This window comes from Neorhodopirellula pilleata (assembly GCF_007859915.1).
GTDB lineage: Bacteria > Planctomycetota > Planctomycetia > Pirellulales > Pirellulaceae > Rhodopirellula > Rhodopirellula pilleata.
This window is the reverse complement of sequence record NZ_SJPM01000039.1, coordinates 1-19,235: the sequence shown is the minus strand read 5'-3', so window position 1 is coordinate 19,235 and position 19,235 is coordinate 1. Positions and strand designations below refer to the sequence as shown.

Genomic DNA, 19,235 nt, shown 5'->3' with positions numbered 1-19,235 from the left:
CCTCGATGCGGTCGTGGAACTGTGCGAGCACCTGGAGTGCGCCCAACGAACCGGCGACGGTGACTCGGACTTCTAGTACGCGGCCCACTGCCCCGGTTCACCCGCCTGGGCAGATAGAACGCTTACCTGGGAAGGATGGGCGCGAGCGATCAAAGCGGGGAATCGCAAAGCAATCGTCGGATTCAGTTCCAACCGTGGAACAACGGTCAGCCCGTTCAATGAGTTGGCCGTCACCGATGGCGGCAGCCCGATCCCTCGCTCATCGGTCCCGGCACGCAACTCGGCGATGTGACCCCGGCTTGGTGGTGCCTGATGGATCAGGGCGGCTGGTTTCAAAACCGTCCGATGAATGGTCAATACTCCGGAGGCCCGATTCATTCCACCCAGGAGTATGTTGACTACTTCACGCGAATGGCAGATGCCGAAGGTCCCGTGACCGTCAACTTGATCATGACGGCGGATGTGACGAACGAGCATCCGATCTTTAACCCCAAATGCATGGCCGTGATGGACGAAGTACGCAAAGCCATTCGTGGAAAATAGATACATCCGATTCAGAACAATACTGCCTCTCGGATCGAGGATTCGTTAGAAAGCGTCTGCTACTCAAGCCAAACGCTTCTGTCGGATTCTAGCTTCTTTTCAACTTCAGAACGTTACCTACTACTGCAACTCGTCCGTCGACTGCCCAACCTCGGTTTGAGGATACGTTCGAGTTGTGGAGTCTGGCTGGACCACCGTTGGACCTTCATTTCCACAACCTGGCGCAGTGCAGATACAAACAACAAACAGCAACATCAGGAGCGATTTCATCAAAAACTTTCTTTCGTTCATAGGGATTGAAGAGTGGAGGATTATTTGCAACGGAATCGCAAAAAGATGACGAATTAGCTAAGCTCGAGTTCACCCAGAGTGTTCTTGTCAATTCGCTGGAAGGCATCAACGCATTGAACAGCCTTACCTCACCGGAGGTCAATTCGTAGGCCGTGCGCCGTTGCCGCTGAGCAAGACTAAATTTCCGTATCGATCACTTCCCTGTTGGCCTTGGTGCCGAGTGAGCCCCACAGTCCGTAAGGACTTTTCGAGCCCGCCATAGCATGCGGCGCCGCGTTGTTAGGGGTCACCACTCTTGCTGACTGGTCCCCGGATTCGATCGAGTCCGTAATGAATTTTACTGCACCGTCCGACATCAGCACATGGACACCGCCTTGGTGCTGGCTGCTCGGCGACAAAAGGCCTGTACTTCGCGAACCATTGCCAACTCTGATTGGCGAATTGGGCGGGTGGATCGTGTTGAACTGACCGTAAACACCTTGCCCGTTAGCCCATTTGTAGCCCCGGCCTTCGTGCGCGTCCTCCACGGTTGCGCCAATATCCCAAAATTGAGGGCGATTGGAGTCAACTGATTGGGTTCGAAAATTGCCTGGATTATTTCGCATTGCATTCCAACCTGCTCCCACAGCAATAGTTCGAACATTGCGATCGCCCAGGTCCGTTGCAATTTCTCCCATAGCAATGGTGTTGGAAGTGCCGTCCAAGAAGTCTCGGAACTGTGTGCTGTAGTGAGGTACGAATGCGCCACGTGCACATGCTTGCATGTTGATCGACCGGGCTTGATTCGTCTGGAGGTTGTTGGAAAGTGGACCTCGGTCCATGTTCCAAAACGTGTCTCCGGTGCATGCGACGTAATTGGTTCGCCCCATGGCTGGTAGACCAACGCCTGGATCGCTGGGGCATCGAAACCCTGGAATTTCTGTCATCCAGGGTTGATAGCCATCGTTCGGAGTTCCTTCAAACGTGGGCGTCGGACCCATCGACGGCCAAGCAGGTGAGCGAGGTGTCGTCGGGTTGTTAAGGTCAAAAGTGTTTGGGTTTGATATCTGTTCCCAAATCGCCTGCTGCTCGATAAACGGAGTAAGGCTAACGAGGATACTCAGTTGCATCAAGTTTGCGACTGTAGATTCATCGAACTGACCGTCACCCGCGAAACCGCCTGGCACGGTCCCATTCTGAATCATTGGAAGCTGATTGTAGGCTGAGTGGTAGTTGTGAATTGCAAGTCCGATCTGCTTGAAATTGTTGCTACAGCTCATCCGTCGAGCGGCTTCACGAGCCGCTTGTACTGCCGGAAGCAGAAGTCCGACTAGAACTCCAATGATGGCAATCACGACCAATAGCTCGACAAGCGTAAAGCCACGTCGGCGGAAACACGTTGTATTCATAACCCGATCTCCGAGAAAAGAAAAAGAAGAGGACACGTTCGGGCCTCAATTAGAGGACTATTACAAATTCTATGCCCTGACCTGCGGGGTCGATGTCCTCCGTTTAGATGACATTGGCGACTTTACTTTGATGAACTAGTCCGTGTCGCCAAGGGCGTTCGATGCCGTCTGTCGTCTAAACGGGTGACAGTCTGTGGCAGAGAAGCAGACGAAGATGTCCGTCCTAGCGACTATGCTATCTACTCTTGCGGAGCAATTGTCAAATGTTGTGTTTTGAGTTCCTGGTTTAGGCGGCGATTTCATCCTGCATGATTCCGTCTTTGAAGGAACGTCCTTCGATGACGAGGGTGATCTTTTCATGGCAGTTCAGTCGCCGCCATTTCTTCGACGCCGATTGCGCGAGCTTGAACATCATCGCAAGGCTTGCTCGCCTGGTGCCGCTGCCTTTGGTCTTGCGGTGACGAAGACGGATCGTCGCGAACGTCGATTCGATTGGGTTGGTGGTTCGCAGGTGACTCCAGTGCTCGGCCGGTAAGTCGTAGAACGTCAGCAGCACGTCGCGGTCCTTCCCAAGGCACTCGCACGCCGGTGCGTACTTCGCACCGTACTTCTCCAAGAAGTTGTCAAACGCTCGATTCGCATCGTCCTTCGTCTCGGCTTGCCAGATCTCGTGTAGGTCGCCCTTCGCTTTGGGCTGGCGGGTCGGCTCACGCCGGGGTCAGGCTGGGTTTTCGGTTTTCGCGAGTCACTGGGTTCCCGCACCGACGCGACCAAATCATCGCGATCTTCCGGCACAATTCGGTTTGGCGGGTCGGCTCACGCCGGGGTCAGGCTGGGTTTTCGGTTTTCGCGAGTCACTGGGTTCCCGCACCGACGCGACCAAATCATCGCGATCTTCCGGCACAATTCGGTTTGGCATATCCGGGGAAATCGTCTAGATTGGTTCACTGATCGACGAAGCGGATGGCCGAGTCGACGAGCCAAAGGCATCCGATCAACAACCTCAAACGCTCCCTGGCCCTGAAAACCGAAAACCCAGCCTGACCCCGGCGAAGCCATTCCACGACTGCGGGTTACGGTTTAGTGAGTTCGCGGACGCCTCGTGCGATGCGTGCGGCAGTCATCGAAGGTTTAAATTCCTTGATAGTTTTACCGTCACGGTTGACCAGAGCAAGAAACGCGGTTTCGATTCTACCGTCGATCAGGCCAGTCAGGTTTAGCTCCTCGACGCGCTTGTCGATCTGAGTCCGATTACTGGAACGACTGAGGTCGAATTTCTCCATCTCGATGCCGTCATCGCGAAGTTCGGCGACCAGTTTTTCGTAAACCTCCCCGGTGTCTCGACAGTGTGGACACTCGTCGCCGTGGCTGCGGAACGCAACCAGACGATATTCGGGTTGATTAAATCGTGTCGAGGTTCCGGGGCTTGGCGATTTCGATTCTGGGACCACCCGCGAAGGGCCTGCATTGTCAGCCACCGGAGCTTCAACGGATGTCTGCCGATTGAAGTAAAGGCCAATCGTCAGCAAGGTCATCGCCGCCAGCCCGATGGATATTGACACTGCGATTCGTTTCCAGCGTCGCGCGGCGACTGCCATGTCAGACGCATCGAGCAACGCGGCAACGCGGTCATCCGGCAGACAGGCACGTTCATAGAAGTCGCGGACTTCAGATTCCAAAGACGGTTCGTTCATCGGGTCTCCACCTGATCCTGCATTGATCGAGCTTGCTGTAGTCGTTTTCTCGCACGCGACAGATGGCTCAACACCGTGCCTCGTGGCTGGCCTGTGATTTCAGCGATCTCGCTCGCTGTGTATCCCTCGACACAGTTTAGAAACAATGCTTCGCGTTCTTCCGTTCGCAGACAATCGAGAACCTGTTCCATATCCAGTCGCCGGTCGACCGTGAGGACATGGTTCGTCACTTCTTCAGCCAAAGACTCGACCGAACCTTCTGGGGCTTGCGATTCGCTTCGACAGCGTCCCGCATCGATAAACTGATTGCGAATCGTAGTGAACAGATAGCTCTTGCTAACCAATGTGCCCTTCGCCCGCAGAATTTTCATGCAGGCCTGCTGTATGAGATCTTCGGCATCGTGGGTGTGATGAGTCAGCGACAGCGCATACCGAAATCCCGCCTGAATCAGCGCGGCGTTGTCGATTCTGAGTGGTTCGCGAGAATTCAAGGAAGATCTGTCTCCGGCCCAGTGAATGGTCACACCAAGTTGTGGCTGTTATTACATCTTTTAGCGTCAACGAATCTTCACATTCTAAAACATTTTTGCAATCAGAGCCACAGTTCGTTCGTTTACTCAGTTGTACGGATAACCTCGAACGACGATTTGCGAGCTTCACATGCATTTACTCACTCAGCCTGCCCGATCTGTTTTCCTGACCATCGTTTCGCTGTCTCTCTGCTGCGCCGGAGCAACGTGTTCGACCGCCGAAGCACAAACGTCGGGCGGAGTGATCGATCGTTTCACCAAGCAGCAGATCGTGTCAGGCAACTGGAAGACCGTCGATGGAGAATTGGTGGTCGGCGACGAGCCTGCTTCGCGAGCGATCATCGCGGCGAAAACCCCTTCGAGCTACTCGCTGACGATTGAATTCACTCGTAGGGAAGGCACTAACTCGATCGGCGCTGTTCTGCCGGTTGGCAGTTCGCAGTGTGCCTTTCTGGTGTCTGTCTTCAACGGGGAAGCTCACGGCATTGGTGCGATTGACGGTCAGCTTGCCAAAGCAAACGCGTCGACCATCAAACCGGGCGTGCTCGAAAACGGACATCCTTATCGACTGCTCATCGAAGTCGATGTCAAAGGTGACTCAGCAACAATCTCGTCAACACTTGATGGAAGAGCATTTGTGAAGTGGAGCGGAAAGACGACATCTCTTTCGATGCTCGATATGTGGAAACTTCCGTCGACTGAAAATGTCGGATTAGTCACCTATGCGCCCACCACATTCCACAGCATCTCGCTTACGCCACTTGACCCGAAGATGCGTATGACCCAGCCGAAATCGGTGGAAGTTGTGCCGACGAAGCCAACTGAGGATGCGACTTCGACCGTGGTTTACGATCAGTCACATGGTGAGCCAGCGATCGAAGGACTCATGGAATTTGCCAGCAACAACGGATTTACGGTGAAGACGCTCAATACGGCGATCTCTGCGGAGGAACTTCAGCAAGTGGACCTACTCTACATTCGCGCCCCGAAGACGCGTTTTTCAAGATCAGAGGTCGAGGCCGTCATCGCGTTCATTCGTCGTGGAGGTTCACTGTTATTGGTCATGGACGAAGAACGCCGAACGTCTCTGAATGCGACTGCTGTCAACGATCTCATCAAGCCGTTTGGACTCGCATTCGCCGACGACACGCCGTACCTGCACAATTGTGGTGCGATCTGCCCTGCGGGCGATATTCATTCCGTAGATCGCGAAGTTCCTTTCAGTGGCGGACGAGCTGTGACAGGTGGCCAACCGTTCGGCTTTCAGCTTGACAAAAACGGTGAACGCGGCCAGCCGTTTGCGACGTCGAAGGATGTGGCCGGTGGCGGGAGGATCATCATTCTTGGTGACGGAATGGCTGCAGGTTTGATGGGAACTCCTGACGGTCAGCGACTCAGCGGAGTATCGCGAGATCCCACGCAAACGACCTACTGGGGCAAGGACAGCAGCGTGTTCCTCACCGAAGTCATCGCGTGGACACTTAAGAATGAATAGGTTCATACAATCCCTGTCGTGGCTAATCCTGTCGTGTCTTTCGGTCACCGCAGTCGCTGGTGAATACTACGTTTCGCCTTCGGGAAATGACTCTGCGGTTGGAAGCAAATTGCGTCCATGGCAAACGATTCAGAAGGCGGCAAACGAACTGGGGCCGGGTGACACGGCCCACATTAGTGCAGGCAGATACTCCGAGCATGTGAACATTAACGTTTCCGGAACGGCAGCTCGCCCAGTGGTCTTCAAGGCGATCGAGAATCGAAAAACGGTCCTCGATTCTGGTTCGTTCTTCGCACGTAATCAAAGCCATTTCCGCATCGAAGGATTCCGGATTCAAAACACGTCAGGCAACAGAGCTGCAATAGAAATTACCGGCGATGGCGGCTTCGGTGACATCGTTGGTAACGAAGTCACCGGCGTGCATTCGACGGCCGCTGCCATCCGAGTCGGCGGAACCATGCATGACTTCACCATCGAAGGCAATCACGTTCATCACAACAACACCGGCAATCAGGAGGCGATCCGAGTCCACGAGCGGACACGCGATTTCAATGTCACAAACAACGAAGTCAACGACAACAGCAATATCGGAATCGACATTGTTGGCTGGGCACAATACGGCAAGCCGACGAATGGATTAGTCAGCCATAACGTCGCTCGAAACAATTCGACGCTGGCACCGTGGGCCGCCAATATCTACGTGGATGGTGCGAATAACATCACGGTTGAATTCAACGTAGTGTCAGGCAGTGAATACGGTTTTCAACTCGGCTGTGAACCGGCGACCGACGAGTCATCCGAGAACATCCTGCGCTACAACATTGCATACGGAAACACTGAATATGGGCTAGGCATCGGAGGCTGCACCGGCGGAGACGTTCATCACTGCCAGATTTACAACAACGTGTTCGTTAACAACCAGCGAGCGATTGGATTCAACAAGAATGCAGGTCACGACAACCTCATCGTCAATAACATCCTGTACGAACCCAGCGGCCAGTCGTTCAACTTCCTCAGCCAGCCACGCAACACCATCATTGACTTCAACTGCTATTTCGTCCGCTATGGATCGACTCCGGGTCGAAACTCAGTGATCGGCAATCCGCTGTTCGAGAACCTTCCCGCAATAAAATTCTCACTAAAGGAAGTCAGTCCGTGCATCGACGTCGGTCACACAGTAGAGGGGCAATTGATTGACTTCGTGGGTAGTAGTGTTCCAGTGGATGGCAACAGCGATGGACAATCATTCCCCGACATCGGAGCATTTGAGTTCGCGCCGACCACACGGGTCAAAGTCAGATGAATGCAGTCTCTTCAATCCCGGAATCCCGGGAAGAGTTTCGTTCCAGCCGTTGGGCACCGTGCTGGCTGTCGGGTTTAATGAGACGGGCAAGTTACCGAGAAACCAATACACTTCCGGCTCGCTTTACACGATGAGGTGTCCGAATGCCATGTTGTTTCCCTAACGAACGGGAATCAATGCGAAGATCGCGATTTCAGGCTGATCCCAAGATTGAATTCCAGCAGTGAAAAGTTCTACTGGTGTCCTCGATCCTCCACTCAAGAATCAAAAGCCGCTGCTCAAGTTTGATCAGCGGCTTTTTTCGTTGGCTTTTCGTATTCAGCGGCTGATGTCTGAAAGTTCAATCAGTTTCTGCCACTTTGGGATAGAATGCGGCAAGTGACTGTGAGCGAAACACTTACAGAGTCCTACTGTCCATTATCCTCACCTGCACCGTGATTTGTTTTCCGGCAGTTTGAGTCCTATTCGGGGAGCTTGACCGAGTCTGCAGCTATCCGAAGCGTTAACCCTCGGTCGCAAGTTGTTTTGTGGCCAGGGGGTGTCGTTTGTGGCTGCGCTATCCGAACCGGGAAGCGAAAGTTTCGACGAATCTTCCGAATTTTTTGTCCCCAAACGGGCCATTTGCGACAGTAAGGGTGTTCGATAACTGAGAACTCCTTTCCTGGTCGCCCATCGTGAACGAAAAGGCCCGTAGAGCATTTGAGATTTTGGCCCGTGAGAATTCGCGGATGCTGATGGTGTATCTGCGCAGTGTGATCCGAGACGAGTCGGCTGTGGATGACCTATTTCAGGAAGCAATGGTCGTTGCGTGGCGGCGGTTGGATGAATGTGATCTGGATCAGCCGTTTGGGCCGTGGCTCAGAGGCATTGCATCGCGGCTGGTACTGGCTCACTACCGGAAACAAAAGACGGCTCCGGTGATGCTACATGAAGCGGTGCTGCAGGTGGTGGATCGCCATTTTGAGAACATCAACCTGTTGGCGGGCGACACTTGGGACGACAAAGTGGCTGCGCTCCGCGAATGCATTGATGCGTTGCCCGAGCGACAAAAGTCGGTGATCGGTGGAAGGTATTTTGATGACCTATCTGCTGCGGAAGTGGCCGAGCGATTCGAGTTGACGATGGAAGCTTGCAAAAAGCGGCTTCAGCGTGGTCGCACCATGCTGGCTGAGTGCTTGAAAACGAAAGGCGTCTTGTCCGCGTCGGGGGCTGCATCATGAATGAGAAAATCCAAGATTTTCTGTCCGAGTGGTTCGATAGTGACGCTGAGGTTCCGGTCGGCGAAAGCGATGTTTCTGCCAATGAAGCACGCGAGGCCGTTGCCCAGTCGCTGCTGATTCATGGGCTACTGTCCGACATTGGAAGCCGCAACGACGATGATGAAGCTGATCGGATTCGCGCAGTGATGCAGCGGATTGATGCTGAGCCGGAGTCTGAATCAGCGCCTATGATCAATGCAGCCCCCAATGAAGCACAACGACGGCGTTGGTCCGCGATGCTGACATCCGCTTTGACGATCGCGGCCGCCTTGATGGTGATGTTCTTTGTCTTCGGTCCGCATCAAAGCGTTTCGGCGGCGATGGCATCACTTGAGAAAGTAGTGGAAGCCGCCGCCAAGCCATTTGATCGCACTTACAGCGTTCGCGTTGTTGAGGAATACCCCCGTGACAAACGTCCGCGAAACTTATCTCAGGAAGCTTGGGATCGCGAAGCAGAAGAGCAGATTGACGGGGCGACGTTGTATGTTCGCGGAGCAAATCAATACTTGATGACGGTGATGTTGAATACCGGGGAGAAGCGGACGTCGGGTTGCGATGGACAGCAATGCTGGGCGTTCCGTGAAAACGGACCGGTCCACACCAGCACAGACCTTAATCGTTATCGTGGCGGACTGCCGGGGCAACGGCAGGACATCCCGTTTCTCAACATTCATGCACACTTGTCGCAGTTGCGGACTGGTTACGACATTGAACTGGGCGACGAGCATGAGAACGCGGGCAACGGAGCGGCACTTTCAAAGTTGATTGGCGTTCGTAAGTCGCGAGATGTGCGAGGCCCCAAGCAAGTTGAAATCTGGTTCGATGCGGACAGCGGCACCGTTCACAAAATGTTGCTCGATGGGCTACCGCGTGGCGGAGGTGGTCCCAAAAGCTTGACGCTGGAATTGATTGACCAATCTGAATTGGACTCCCAGTTCTTCTTTCACGAATCACATCACGAACTCGGACGGAGAGTCATCAGTGAATAAGTTTCCTAAGTTTCATTTCCTTTTCGTCATGGCGATGACGATGCTGGCGTCAGGAAACGCTATCTCGCAAGACGGGAAACAACGCGGTGGTGGCAGCCGACTTGGCGGCTACACAGAACCGCCACCCGTGAACAACGTGCCGGATCATCTCTTCAATATTCTTTTGGGAAGACTGACGGACAATAGCGGTACGGTTCGAGTTCTGATGCACTCTGACGCTCGTGCTCATCTGATCTACGGCGAACAGTCAGAGAAGTATTCCACGAAGACAGCATTTCATGACCTAAGTGCGGGCGAGCCATTCGACTTCGTCATCGATTCACTTAACAAAAATACGCGATACTACTACCGGCTTGTCTACGAATCAGACGGCAAGAAGGTGGAGAGCGACGAGTACACATTCCACACACAGCGAGCTTCCGGCAGTCCGTTTGTCTTCACCGTTCAGGCGGATTCGCATCTGGATGAGAACACCAGCGGCGAAGTCTATTTGCGAACGCTTGAAAATGCATCGCTTGATCAACCGGATTTCCATTTCGCTCTCGGCGATACATTTATGACTGGCAAGTATGTGAAGCCCGAATTGTCGCTGCCGCAATATCTTGCTCAGCGATACTACCTCGGTCACCTGTGTCATTCAGCTGGGCTGTATTTCGCACTGGGGAATCATGATGGGGAATTAGGGAATCGCGGATCAAACGTCTGGGCAACAACCACTCGCAAGCGTTACTTGCCAAACCCCTTTCCGAATGACTTCTATACAGGAAATGAACATCGCGAACCTGAAGTCGGTTTACCGGAGAACTACTATCAATTCGAGTGGGGTGATGCTCAGTTCATCGTGCTTGATCCATTTCGACATACAACCACACGATCACGTGGTGAAGACAGTGATAACTGGAACTGGACACTCGGCGAAAATCAGTATCAGTGGTTGAAGAAATCGCTGGAGCAAAGTGATGCGAAGCTACGGTTTGTGTTTCTGCATCATTTAATTGGTGGCAGTGATCGGAATCAGAGAGGTGGTGTGGAGGCAGCTCCGTTTTGGGAGTGGGGCGGCAAGGGAGAGTCAGGAAAAGATGAGTTCGCCCAAAAGCGACCGGGTTGGGCGAAACCTATTCATCAGATGTTGGTTGAACATGGAGTGGATGTCGTTTTTCATGGACACGATCACATGTTTATCAAGCAAGATCTTGATGGGATCGTCTACCAACTCGTCCCGCAACCTGGGCATCCGCGATCCGGTACGAAGAGTGCCGCAGAGTATGGATATCTCGGCGGTGAAATCCAGGGCAGCAGCGGACATGTTCGAGTTCGCGTCGACGCCGATTCTGCACGCGTGGACTATGTGCGAACGTTCCTTCCCGAGGTTCAAGGTGGCAACCAGCGAAACGGTGATGTCAGCTACTCCTACATGCTTAAACAATAGTGTTAACCAGATCAATTAATTGACTATGGAGACTCCTCAATGAAACGACTTCAGACTTTGGCTGTTGCTTTGGCGTTCATCGCCTCCTCTGTAGCGAGTGCAGACCCGCCGCGCAAGCCTCGCATCGACGACACGATCAAAGCGAACGTCTACGCGGACAACTCGTTCAAGCTTTTCATCAATGGCGAATTGGTGGCTGTCGATTCAATCATGTTTGTTCCTCACAACGTTGTGTCAGTTGATGTATTACCTGCTTATCCGATGACGATTGCGGTAATGGGGATCGATAACGCTGATCCAAAGACGGGTATGGAATACGCCAACACCAGCATTGGTGATGGCGGATTCATCTTGAAGTTCGGCGATGGCACCGTGACCAACGCGACATGGAAAGCGAAGAAGTTTTCATGGGGGCCGATTGATGGCGACATGAAGAAACCGCGAGTCGAAAACATCCCGCTGCCAAAAGACTGGTTTGCGATCGACTTCGACGACAGCAAGTGGCCCAATGCGAAAGAGTTCACTGAGGAAGAAGTCGGCCCCAAGGAGCCGTTCTTTGAACATGACTTCAAGGGAGCGAAGTTCATCTGGTCCGACGACATCAAGCTGGACAATCTCGTGCTGTTCCGAACCGTCGTGAAGTCACCACCAGACGGTAAGGAACGTCCTGATTTTCGTGGCCTCACTGATGTTGTACCGCAAGGCGGTGGCGGCGCACGTGGAGGCGGTGAGAGACGTAATCCGCCTCGATAATCGTCAGATTGGCGATTGAAATATCCAGCAATATTGACGTCGAGGTTGCCTCGACCCACTCTTCACCATGGAGACCAAAGATGAAGCCTTCAGCGTTCCTATTGCCACTCTTTCTATTCGCGGTTGTGGCAGGAAGCTGCGTGTCTGCCCAAGATCGCAGTTCAAGCGGTGCCGACGCCCCACGATACGGCAGCAAGAAAGGCGGTGGCGTGCTACGTGATGTAGCGTTGCCTGACCTGAATGCGTATTCAGCCGATGGCCAGAAAATCAAACTCCGTGAACTCTGTGACAAAAAGTACACGGTGTTCGTTGCAGGCTGCCTCACATGTCCGCAGTTTCATCGGGGATACCCCGAGATTGAAGCAGCCAGCCAAGACTATTCGCCGAAGGACGTTCAGTTTTTCTATTTTTATAAGTCGTTAAGACACCCGGAGTTGAACGGATATTTTGGGGCGCAGAACATGGACGAGCGACTGCTGCAACTCGCCGAAGCGAAAAAGTTGTTGGGAACCAAAGTTCCGTGGATTGCCGACACGATCAAGAATGATATCCGCGACGGGCTGAATTCGGCTAACAATTCGATGTATCTGATTTCTCCGGAAGGAAACATCGTTTACGCTTCGGACCACTTGGACGGTCCCAGCCTACGAGACGCGCTCGGCAAGTTCGTTGGCATGATCGACAGTCCAACACTTGCCAGCGATCTCGACTTGCCGCAACTCGCACGGCAGCGGCAACCGGAAAATGTCGATACGGACACACGAGTTGCGAGGCCTGAAGGGTTAGTCATTCTTGCGATTGCCCCGAAGAGTCCGGACGAAACATACTACGTAAAGCTCCGAGCAGAAGCAGACGCCAATCTGCTGAAGACCGGCACAGGAAGACTCTTTCTAGGGTTCTATCCCGATCCGATCCATGGCGTTCATTGGAACAACCTGACGAAACCCATGAAGTATTCGTTGACGTTGCCATCGGGCGTCAAGGCAAGTCCCGCCGAAGCGAGTGCCAAGAAAGGTCCGGGCGATAAGGATGTTGAGCCTCGTCAGTTCTGGGTCGACATCGAGGGTGATTCGCCGGGTGCGTCCATCGAGCTTTCGATGCACTATTTCGGCTGCACCGACACGATGTGCAAGGCACTGACGCAAGAGTACACCGTCCAATTCAAGCCGGCGGATATGGGATCGAGCACCTTCGGTTTCAACCGTGGCCCGAGAGGTGCTAGCGGCGGACAAGGAAACCGGCGAGGCCAACGCGGGAGTTCTCAAAACGATCGCAACCCGCGGAATTAGATGTGCGAAAGTACCTCCACCAACTGCAACCGCTTCTACAAGACTCACCGACTTTCACCAAGGAATTCGAGCACGATCATGAAAACGTTATTTCCACTCAGTCTCATCTTGTGCATGACATCGATTTCAAATGCTCACGATGGCCATTCGCACGCGCCTTCGCCTGAAACAAAGAAGAAAATTGTTCAGCTCAACACGGAACCGGCGAAGCAACAATTCGTCGTGTTCCAAACCGCGCCGGAAGCAACCGCACCCGAGCTGGCCAAACTGTTTGAACCATTCAAGAAGACCGTGAACGTTCGATTTGACAAGGATTTCCTCTTTGTGGAGTCCAATGGCATGCCAGAGCATTCAATGATGATCGGCATTACCGCCTGGCAACAACAAGTGCCGTTGCCGCAATCGTACACGGGTGCAAACGCATGGCGAATTCCGTTACACCCGGCGCCAGCAAAGAATCCATTGTCAACGAAGGAGCATTTCTTTCGTGGTGCGATTGCATTGGCTGTCAACGGCGTTCCCATCTTTAATCCGATTAAGAACGATGGCAAGACAGACACACTGAAGGCCGGTGAGCTGGACCAATGGGGTGGGCACTGTGGTCGAGCCGACGACTACCACTATCACATCGCTCCGGTGCATCTGGAGAAGATCGTCGGTGTCGGTAATCCTGTGGCGGTTGCCCTCGATGGCTATCCGATCTACGGCTACAACGACCCGAATGGAAATCCTCCAACTGACCTCGATTGGTTGAATGGCCACAAAGGTCCGGATGGGATGTACCACTACCACGCAACAAAAACATTCCCCTATTTGAACGGTGGATTTTATGGCGAAGTTGTCGAACGAGACGGGCAAGTTGACCCGCAGCCACGGGCTCGGCCGTTGCGACCGTCTCTGTCAGGACTCAGGGGTGCCAAGATCAACGGCTTTGAAAATCCAAAGCAGGGCAGCTATGTGTTGCTCTACGATGTCGATGGCGAAAAAAGGTCGATCAACTACACCGTCGCCGATGACGGGTCAGCAACGTTCAATTTTGTATCGCAGCAAGGTACGAAAACCGAAACGTATTCACCGCGTGAAGGCAGTGGTGCCGGTGGAAGCGCCCGTAACGGAGCACCTTCTCCTGATGAGAAACGTCCACCGCAAGGCGACCGACCTGCCAACCAGCCCGACGGTCCGCGTGGGGGCGGCGGTGGCCAAGGAGGTCAGCGACTAGGCGGAGGTGGTGGGCAACCGCAAGGTGGCGGTCAGCGACAGGGCGGAGGAGGCAATCCGTTTCTACTAGCACTTGACGCCAACCGCGACGGAATCCTCGACAAAGCCGAGATACAGAACGCAACAACCGCACTTCTTACTCTCGACAAAAACAAAGACGGACAAATCTCCGGCGAGGAACTTCGTGGTCCCGAAGGCGGTCGCGGAAAAGACGGTCTGTTAGAAAGTGATCGACCTCAAGAAAACCGTCAGCAAGGCGACCGTCCACAAGGAGGTCCGCGTGGAGGCGATCGCCCCGATCCAGCGGGCGGCCCAAATGCGGGTGGTCCAAGCGCAGGTGGACAACGCGGACCACAGCCCGGCGACGGTCCGCGTCAACCATGGATTTTGGTTCATGCTGATGAGATCGATCTCGACAAAAACAAGATCATCAGCCGTGAAGAAATCGTTGGTGAAGCAACCAAAGCTTTCGATGGTTACGACGCCGACAAAGATGACACGTTGACCGCTGCCGAGTTGAATAGTCGCGGCGGATCACGAAGCGCCATGGGCGGCTTCCTGAAAGGGCATTCCAAGGAAATCGACCGCGACGGAGACGGATTTTTAAGTCGCAGCGAAGCCGTTGGGAACGCGGAACGCATGTTCGCCAAGATGGATACCAACGGTGACGGGAATATTACGACGGACGAAATGGAAGCCTCACGGCGAGAGTAAACGAGCCGTTATCCACTTCGACACGATAGCATTCAGCGTTCCAGCTCCAACATGATTCGATTCCTTTCCAAAACACGATGGCTCACACACCACGTGCTGCCGACAATCATCCTTGTCAGCAGTGCCGTCGCGTTTTTTGCAATGGGTTCGACGCCGGAAGTGCCTCGCAAGCCGAAGACTGCCATCAAGGCAACGGTTGTTGCAGTCGCCGAAATCCATGCACTCGATGGACCACTGACCATCGAAACGACAGGCGAGGTGGTCCCTCATCGCGTGTTGTCGATAGCATCGGAAGTGCAGGGACGAATCGTATTCAAGCACCCCAATCTTCGGGTCGGCGAACAAGTTCGGGCGGGCGAAACGCTGATCAAAATCGACCCGCAGCGATTTGCGTTGACCGTGCAGCGTCTTGAAATCAACGTGAATCAAGCAGCAACAACTCTCAAACAGCTTCAACAGGATCGGGCAAACTTGACCGTGCAGGTTGTGCTCGCTCGCAAGTCACATCAGATTCTGGTCGATGACGTTAAGCGAATCCGGGGACTACATGAATCGCGGGCAACTTCCATATCCGAACTCGGCGCGACCGAGAAGCTGGAACTTGACGCACGTCTTGTCATCGAACAACTCGTTGGTCGCGGGCGCAGCTTGGAAGTTCAAATCGCTGAGCAGGAACTGGCTGGGAAGCTGGCAATGGTTCAATTGGAAGAAGCGAAAATCGATCAAGTGGCCGCGGAAGTGAAGGTGCCGGTATCGGGGATCGTCGTAGCAGCTCCACAGGAAGAGTATGCAATGGTGCAGGCGGGCGATCTACTTCTGTCGATTGAAGAAACGGGGTGCCTCGAAGTCCACTGTCACTTGAAACTCGACGAAATGGCGTGGGTATGGGGTAGTCGGGCAACAGCTCCGGCTGATTCCGCAAAGAAATCTCTCGACGATGACAAACGCATCACCCCGGTCGTTGCGGATGTAACGTACAACGCGGCGGGAACCAGTCATACGCTGCACGGTCGCCTCGTTCGTCAACACGGCGCGGGTCTCGACCCAGCGACAAGAACCATCGCGTGTCGTGTGCTGGTCGACGGCAATCAAATCGAATCGGCAGCGGAATATCAGATTCCATTGATGACCGGGATGTTTGTTAATGTCCAAGTCAAGTGTCATCCCAATCGTCCGCTACTTCAATTGCCCGAGCAAGGAATCCGCACGGACGGCTGCGTCTGGCTGATGCGTGGTGGAAAGCTCTGTGCAGTCCCCGTCAAGACGATTCAGTCCCGAGGCGGCGTGGCGATTGTGGAGACAGAACTAAACAAGATTCAGCCACGGGACAAGGTGATCGTTTCGCCCGTAGCCAATGCGAAAGACGGACTGGCGGTACGAGAGCAAGGAGACCGAATTAATGAGGCCGAGAAAGTCGCGATCGATGCAAGCCAACCCACGACTGTCGGTCATGCCGGCACGGTCGGAGGCGCCTCTCCATGAAGTCGTTGGTTCGCTGGGCGGTCGATAACACGCCCGCTATGAATGTAGCGTTGATCGCCTTGCTAGCCGCTGGGACGTGGTGCATGGCTTCGATACAACGCGAATTCTGGCCGTACTACGTGCTCGATGAAATCGAAATCCGCGTGGCCTATCCCGGTGCGAGTCCCGAAGACATCGAAGAAGCCATTTGCGAAAAGATCGAATCGGCAGTCGCTTCCATCTACGGCATCGATGAAATCAATGCGACCGCTTCGGAAGGTTCCGGCAGCGTTCGGCTGGTTCTCGATTCAGGTGTCAGCCAAAGCGACGTACAGCAAATTCTCGGCGACGTACGAGCTGCGGTCGATCAGATCCCGAGTTTTCCGCTGCTGGCCGAAGCCCCGGTCATCAGTCAACGAATTCCAAACTCGACCGCGATTCAAATCGGGCTCGTTGGCCCGGACTCCGAATCGATCGCGTCGGCTATTGAACTGCGGCGAACCGCCGAACGAGTTCGAGACGACTTGCTGAGACTCGCCAGCATCTCGCAAGTCGAGTTGCTCGGTGTCCCGGAGTTCCAGATCGACGTCGAGTTGCGTGAAGAAACACTTCGGCAATACGGACTGACGCTGTCAGAGGTTGCTCAGATTATTCGCGAAGAGAACGTCGAGATTCCCGGAGGAACTCTGAGAAGTGCGTCGCAGGAGATTCTGTTACGCGGCTCCAATCGCAGCAATACTGGTTCTGAGATTGCGCAACTGCCGATCATTAACACTCCCAGCGGTTTGACGCTACGACTGAACGAACTCGGCACGGTGCGAGATGCCTTTTCGGACGCAACAGCCATCAGCCGCATCAATGGTCACCCCGGAATCGCGATCTCGGTCAACACCACACAAAGCGAGGACTTGTTGGAAGTCGGGCGGGATGTTTACGCATACCTCGACAACGCGAAGCTGCCCGACGGTTACTCAATGGTTGCCTATCGAGATCGCAGCGACGACGTTCGTGATCGATTGTCGTTGATGATCAAGAACGGTTGGCAGGGATTGGTGCTGGTATTCATCCTGCTCGCGTTGTTCCTCGAAATGCGGCTCGCGTTTTGGGTGGCAATGGGAATTCCGATCGCCGTTTGCGGTGCTGGCATCGTGATGTACTTCACCGGTCAGACGCTGAATCTGACTTCGCTGTTCGCATTCTTAATCGCTTTGGGAATCGTTGTTGATGACGCAATCGTAGTCGGAGAGAATATTTACGTTCACCGTTCGCTTGGCAAGGACTATCGTCAAGCGGCAATCGACGGCACCGTAGAAGTCATGCCATCAGTGGTCGTTTCGGTAAGCACGACCGTGATTGCGTTTCTGCCGCTGATGTTTGTGACTGGCCAACTTGGGCGATTCACGACCGTGCTTCCGATTGCAGTGATCGCGATGCTGATTGTTTCCTTGGTGGAAAGTGTCACCGTGTTGCCATCACATTTGGCTCACCAGAGTAATCTGTTTCTGACAATTGTCGGCTGGTTGCTCACTCCGCTTCGCTTCATCGCGGTGTTTTTCGGATATCTAAATGAACGCTTTTCTAAGGTGTTGGACATCTTCATCGAGCGACTCTATCTTCCAGCGTTGTTACGATCGTTAGCCAATCCCGCGATTGTAATAGCGACTGCAATCGGGCTGCTTGTTGTATCCACAGGCATCGTACGTAGTGGTCGTGTCCCCTTCGTGGTGATCCCTCAAGTTGACTCCAACGTACTTTCAGTATTGATTGCGTATCCGAACGGCACCCCAGCATCGGTCACCGATGAGGCCACGACGCGGATCGAAGCCGCACTCGCCGCAGTCAACAAGGAACTCGCCGAAGAAGGAATAGGCGGCCGTGAAGACGGAGTGGTTCTCGCGATGCATCGTGCGGTTGGTTTTGGAGCGAGTTCGACCGGTGACGTTTCCACCGGCAGTCACGTCGGCAGCGTCACAGTCTCGCTGATCGATTCCGGTATGCGAAAAGTTTCAGCGAAGGAGATCATCAACCGTTGGCGAAAGCGAGCCGGCGAATTTCCGGGCACGGACGTATTGGTGTTCGGCACAGGACCGCGAGGACCGGCAGCCGCTCCCATCGAAGTCACGCTACTGGCGGGAAGCGACGACATCGCCGAATTGCAGGACGCCGTTGCGCAAGTCTCCAGTCGATTGGGTGAATATCCCGGCGTCCTCGATGTCACCGCAGGATCAAAACCTGGCAAGTACGAGTACCGACTCAAAATCAAAGACCAAGCTCGTTCCATGGGCGTTTCATTGGCGGGACTTTCCCAAACGGTGCGGTCGGCTTACTACGGAGACGAAGTCATGCGATTGCAACGCGATCGGCACGAGGTCGAGCTTCGAGTCCGCTATCCCAGCGACCAGCGAGACTCACTGGCCGACTTTCGCCAGATTCGACATCGAACTCCTGAAGGCCAGGTTTTTCCGATCACGGAACTCGCCGACATCGAAGTCGCCAGAACCGATTCGCTGATCTATCGTACCGACCAGATGCGTGCCATCACTATCTCGGCAGACGTCGACGAAGAACAAGCCAATGCAATGAATATTGTCAGCGACCTCAAGACATCGTTCGTTCCCCAATTAGTCGAACGCTTCCCAAACGTCAATGTGCGTTGGCGAGGCCAGCAAGAACAAACAGACGAATCCATGTGGAGCATCATCCTTGGCTTTGTCCTTGTCATCGGAGCGATGTATCTGCTGTTAACAATCGAGGTAAGCGTTCTATCTCCCCATGTTGACAGGCGGTTTAGCGTGACAGGTTTGTTTCCACCTCCAGGAGAAAACCATGAACGCGTTTCCCAATCCCGAGCTCGCCAGGCAGTGGCGTGAGCGAATCGA

Annotated in this window: 15 protein-coding genes and 1 pseudogene; 11 read left to right on the top strand and 5 right to left on the bottom strand. The window is 53.9% G+C overall.

From position 1 onward, the window contains the following. Nucleotides 1-72: 72 nt before the first annotated feature. Complete coding sequence (locus Pla100_RS29390; RefSeq protein WP_146582815.1) at nt 73-336, bottom strand: hypothetical protein; 264 nt, start codon at nt 334-336, stop codon at nt 73-75. 9 nt (nt 337-345) lie between these two features. Between Pla100_RS29390 and Pla100_RS29385 the strand changes: the two genes are divergently transcribed. Then, nucleotides 346-543, top strand: a complete 198-nt coding sequence (locus Pla100_RS29385) for a hypothetical protein (RefSeq protein ID WP_146582813.1) — start codon at nt 346-348, stop codon at nt 541-543. A 467-nt stretch (nt 544-1,010) separates the two neighbouring features. Here the strand turns inward: Pla100_RS29385 and Pla100_RS29380 are convergent, their stop codons facing one another. The 4 genes and pseudogenes from Pla100_RS29380 to Pla100_RS29365 all read right to left on the bottom strand — a co-directional run bounded on the left by Pla100_RS29380 (nt 1,011) and on the right by Pla100_RS29365 (nt 4,407). After that, nucleotides 1,011-2,222, bottom strand: a complete 1,212-nt coding sequence (locus Pla100_RS29380; protein WP_146582811.1) for a DUF1559 domain-containing protein — start codon at nt 2,220-2,222, stop codon at nt 1,011-1,013. 286 nt (nt 2,223-2,508) lie between these two features. Beyond that, nucleotides 2,509-2,919 (bottom strand): annotated as a pseudogene (locus tag Pla100_RS29375) (transposase); the annotation flags it as partial. Nucleotides 2,920-3,295: 376 nt separating this feature from the next. Beyond that, nucleotides 3,296-3,916, bottom strand: coding sequence for a hypothetical protein (locus Pla100_RS29370; protein WP_146582809.1), 621 nt, complete (start codon nt 3,914-3,916; stop codon nt 3,296-3,298). Then, on the bottom strand, nt 3,913-4,407 hold the full coding sequence (locus Pla100_RS29365) for an RNA polymerase sigma factor (RefSeq protein WP_146582808.1): 495 nt from the start codon (nt 4,405-4,407) through the stop codon (nt 3,913-3,915). Before Pla100_RS29365 ends, Pla100_RS29370 begins: the two co-directional genes overlap by 4 nt. A 169-nt stretch (nt 4,408-4,576) precedes the next feature. Here Pla100_RS29365 and Pla100_RS29360 point away from each other — a divergent pair, with 169 nt between their 5' ends. From Pla100_RS29360 to Pla100_RS29315, 10 genes are all read left to right on the top strand, one after another. Next, a complete protein-coding gene (locus tag Pla100_RS29360; RefSeq protein ID WP_146582806.1) occupies nt 4,577-5,941 on the top strand; it encodes a motility-associated ABC transporter substrate-binding family protein in 1,365 nt (454 codons plus the stop codon). After that, on the top strand, nt 5,934-7,244 hold the full coding sequence (locus Pla100_RS29355; RefSeq protein ID WP_146582804.1) for a right-handed parallel beta-helix repeat-containing protein: 1,311 nt from the start codon (nt 5,934-5,936) through the stop codon (nt 7,242-7,244). The genes Pla100_RS29360 and Pla100_RS29355 overlap by 8 nt, the downstream gene beginning before the upstream one ends. Nucleotides 7,245-7,918: 674 nt before the next feature. After that, a complete protein-coding gene (locus Pla100_RS29350) occupies nt 7,919-8,464 on the top strand; it encodes an RNA polymerase sigma factor (RefSeq protein WP_261344836.1) in 546 nt (181 codons plus the stop codon). Next, nucleotides 8,461-9,492, top strand: coding sequence for a hypothetical protein (locus Pla100_RS29345; RefSeq protein ID WP_231603785.1), 1,032 nt, complete (start codon nt 8,461-8,463; stop codon nt 9,490-9,492). Before Pla100_RS29350 ends, Pla100_RS29345 begins: the two co-directional genes overlap by 4 nt. After that, entirely contained in the window at nt 9,485-10,921 is a 1,437-nt protein-coding gene (locus tag Pla100_RS29340; protein WP_231603784.1) for a metallophosphoesterase, read from the top strand. Before Pla100_RS29345 ends, Pla100_RS29340 begins: the two co-directional genes overlap by 8 nt. Before the next feature lie 39 nt (nt 10,922-10,960). Beyond that, nucleotides 10,961-11,674 carry a hypothetical protein gene (locus tag Pla100_RS29335; RefSeq protein WP_146582800.1) on the top strand — a complete coding sequence of 238 codons (714 nt, stop codon included), beginning with the start codon at nt 10,961-10,963 and terminating at the stop codon, nt 11,672-11,674. A gap of 80 nt (nt 11,675-11,754) precedes the next feature. Then, the gene (locus Pla100_RS29330) at nt 11,755-12,963 is read left to right on the top strand and encodes a TlpA family protein disulfide reductase (protein WP_231603783.1); all 1,209 of its coding nucleotides are present in this window, start codon (nt 11,755-11,757) and stop codon (nt 12,961-12,963) included. A gap of 78 nt (nt 12,964-13,041) precedes the next feature. Further along, on the top strand, nt 13,042-14,895 hold the full coding sequence (locus Pla100_RS29325) for a YHYH protein (RefSeq protein ID WP_146582798.1): 1,854 nt from the start codon (nt 13,042-13,044) through the stop codon (nt 14,893-14,895). Nucleotides 14,896-14,946: 51 nt separating this feature from the next. Further along, on the top strand, nt 14,947-16,377 hold the full coding sequence (locus tag Pla100_RS29320; protein ID WP_146582796.1) for an efflux RND transporter periplasmic adaptor subunit: 1,431 nt from the start codon (nt 14,947-14,949) through the stop codon (nt 16,375-16,377). After that, nucleotides 16,374-19,226: an efflux RND transporter permease subunit gene (locus Pla100_RS29315; RefSeq protein ID WP_146582794.1), complete on the top strand. Its 2,853-nt coding sequence runs from the start codon at nt 16,374-16,376 to the stop codon at nt 19,224-19,226. Before Pla100_RS29320 ends, Pla100_RS29315 begins: the two co-directional genes overlap by 4 nt. Nucleotides 19,227-19,235: the final 9 nt, after the last annotated feature.

Excerpts from the sequence above, each read along its gene's own strand:
- Pla100_RS29385 (WP_146582813.1), top strand. The coding sequence starts at position 346 with ATGAATGGTCAATACTCCGGAGGCCCGATTCATTCCACCCAGGAGTAT.
- Pla100_RS29380 (WP_146582811.1), bottom strand. The coding sequence starts at position 2,222 with ATGAATACAACGTGTTTCCGCCGACGTGGCTTTACGCTTGTCGAGCTA.
- Pla100_RS29370 (WP_146582809.1), bottom strand. The coding sequence starts at position 3,916 with ATGAACGAACCGTCTTTGGAATCTGAAGTCCGCGACTTCTATGAACGT.
- Pla100_RS29360 (WP_146582806.1), top strand. The coding sequence starts at position 4,577 with ATGCATTTACTCACTCAGCCTGCCCGATCTGTTTTCCTGACCATCGTT.
- Pla100_RS29355 (WP_146582804.1), top strand. The coding sequence starts at position 5,934 with ATGAATAGGTTCATACAATCCCTGTCGTGGCTAATCCTGTCGTGTCTT.
- Pla100_RS29345 (WP_231603785.1), top strand. The coding sequence starts at position 8,461 with ATGAATGAGAAAATCCAAGATTTTCTGTCCGAGTGGTTCGATAGTGAC.
- Pla100_RS29335 (WP_146582800.1), top strand. The coding sequence starts at position 10,961 with ATGAAACGACTTCAGACTTTGGCTGTTGCTTTGGCGTTCATCGCCTCC.
- Pla100_RS29330 (WP_231603783.1), top strand. The coding sequence starts at position 11,755 with ATGAAGCCTTCAGCGTTCCTATTGCCACTCTTTCTATTCGCGGTTGTG.
- Pla100_RS29325 (WP_146582798.1), top strand. The coding sequence starts at position 13,042 with ATGAAAACGTTATTTCCACTCAGTCTCATCTTGTGCATGACATCGATT.
- Pla100_RS29320 (WP_146582796.1), top strand. The coding sequence starts at position 14,947 with ATGATTCGATTCCTTTCCAAAACACGATGGCTCACACACCACGTGCTG.
- Pla100_RS29315 (WP_146582794.1), top strand. The coding sequence starts at position 16,374 with ATGAAGTCGTTGGTTCGCTGGGCGGTCGATAACACGCCCGCTATGAAT.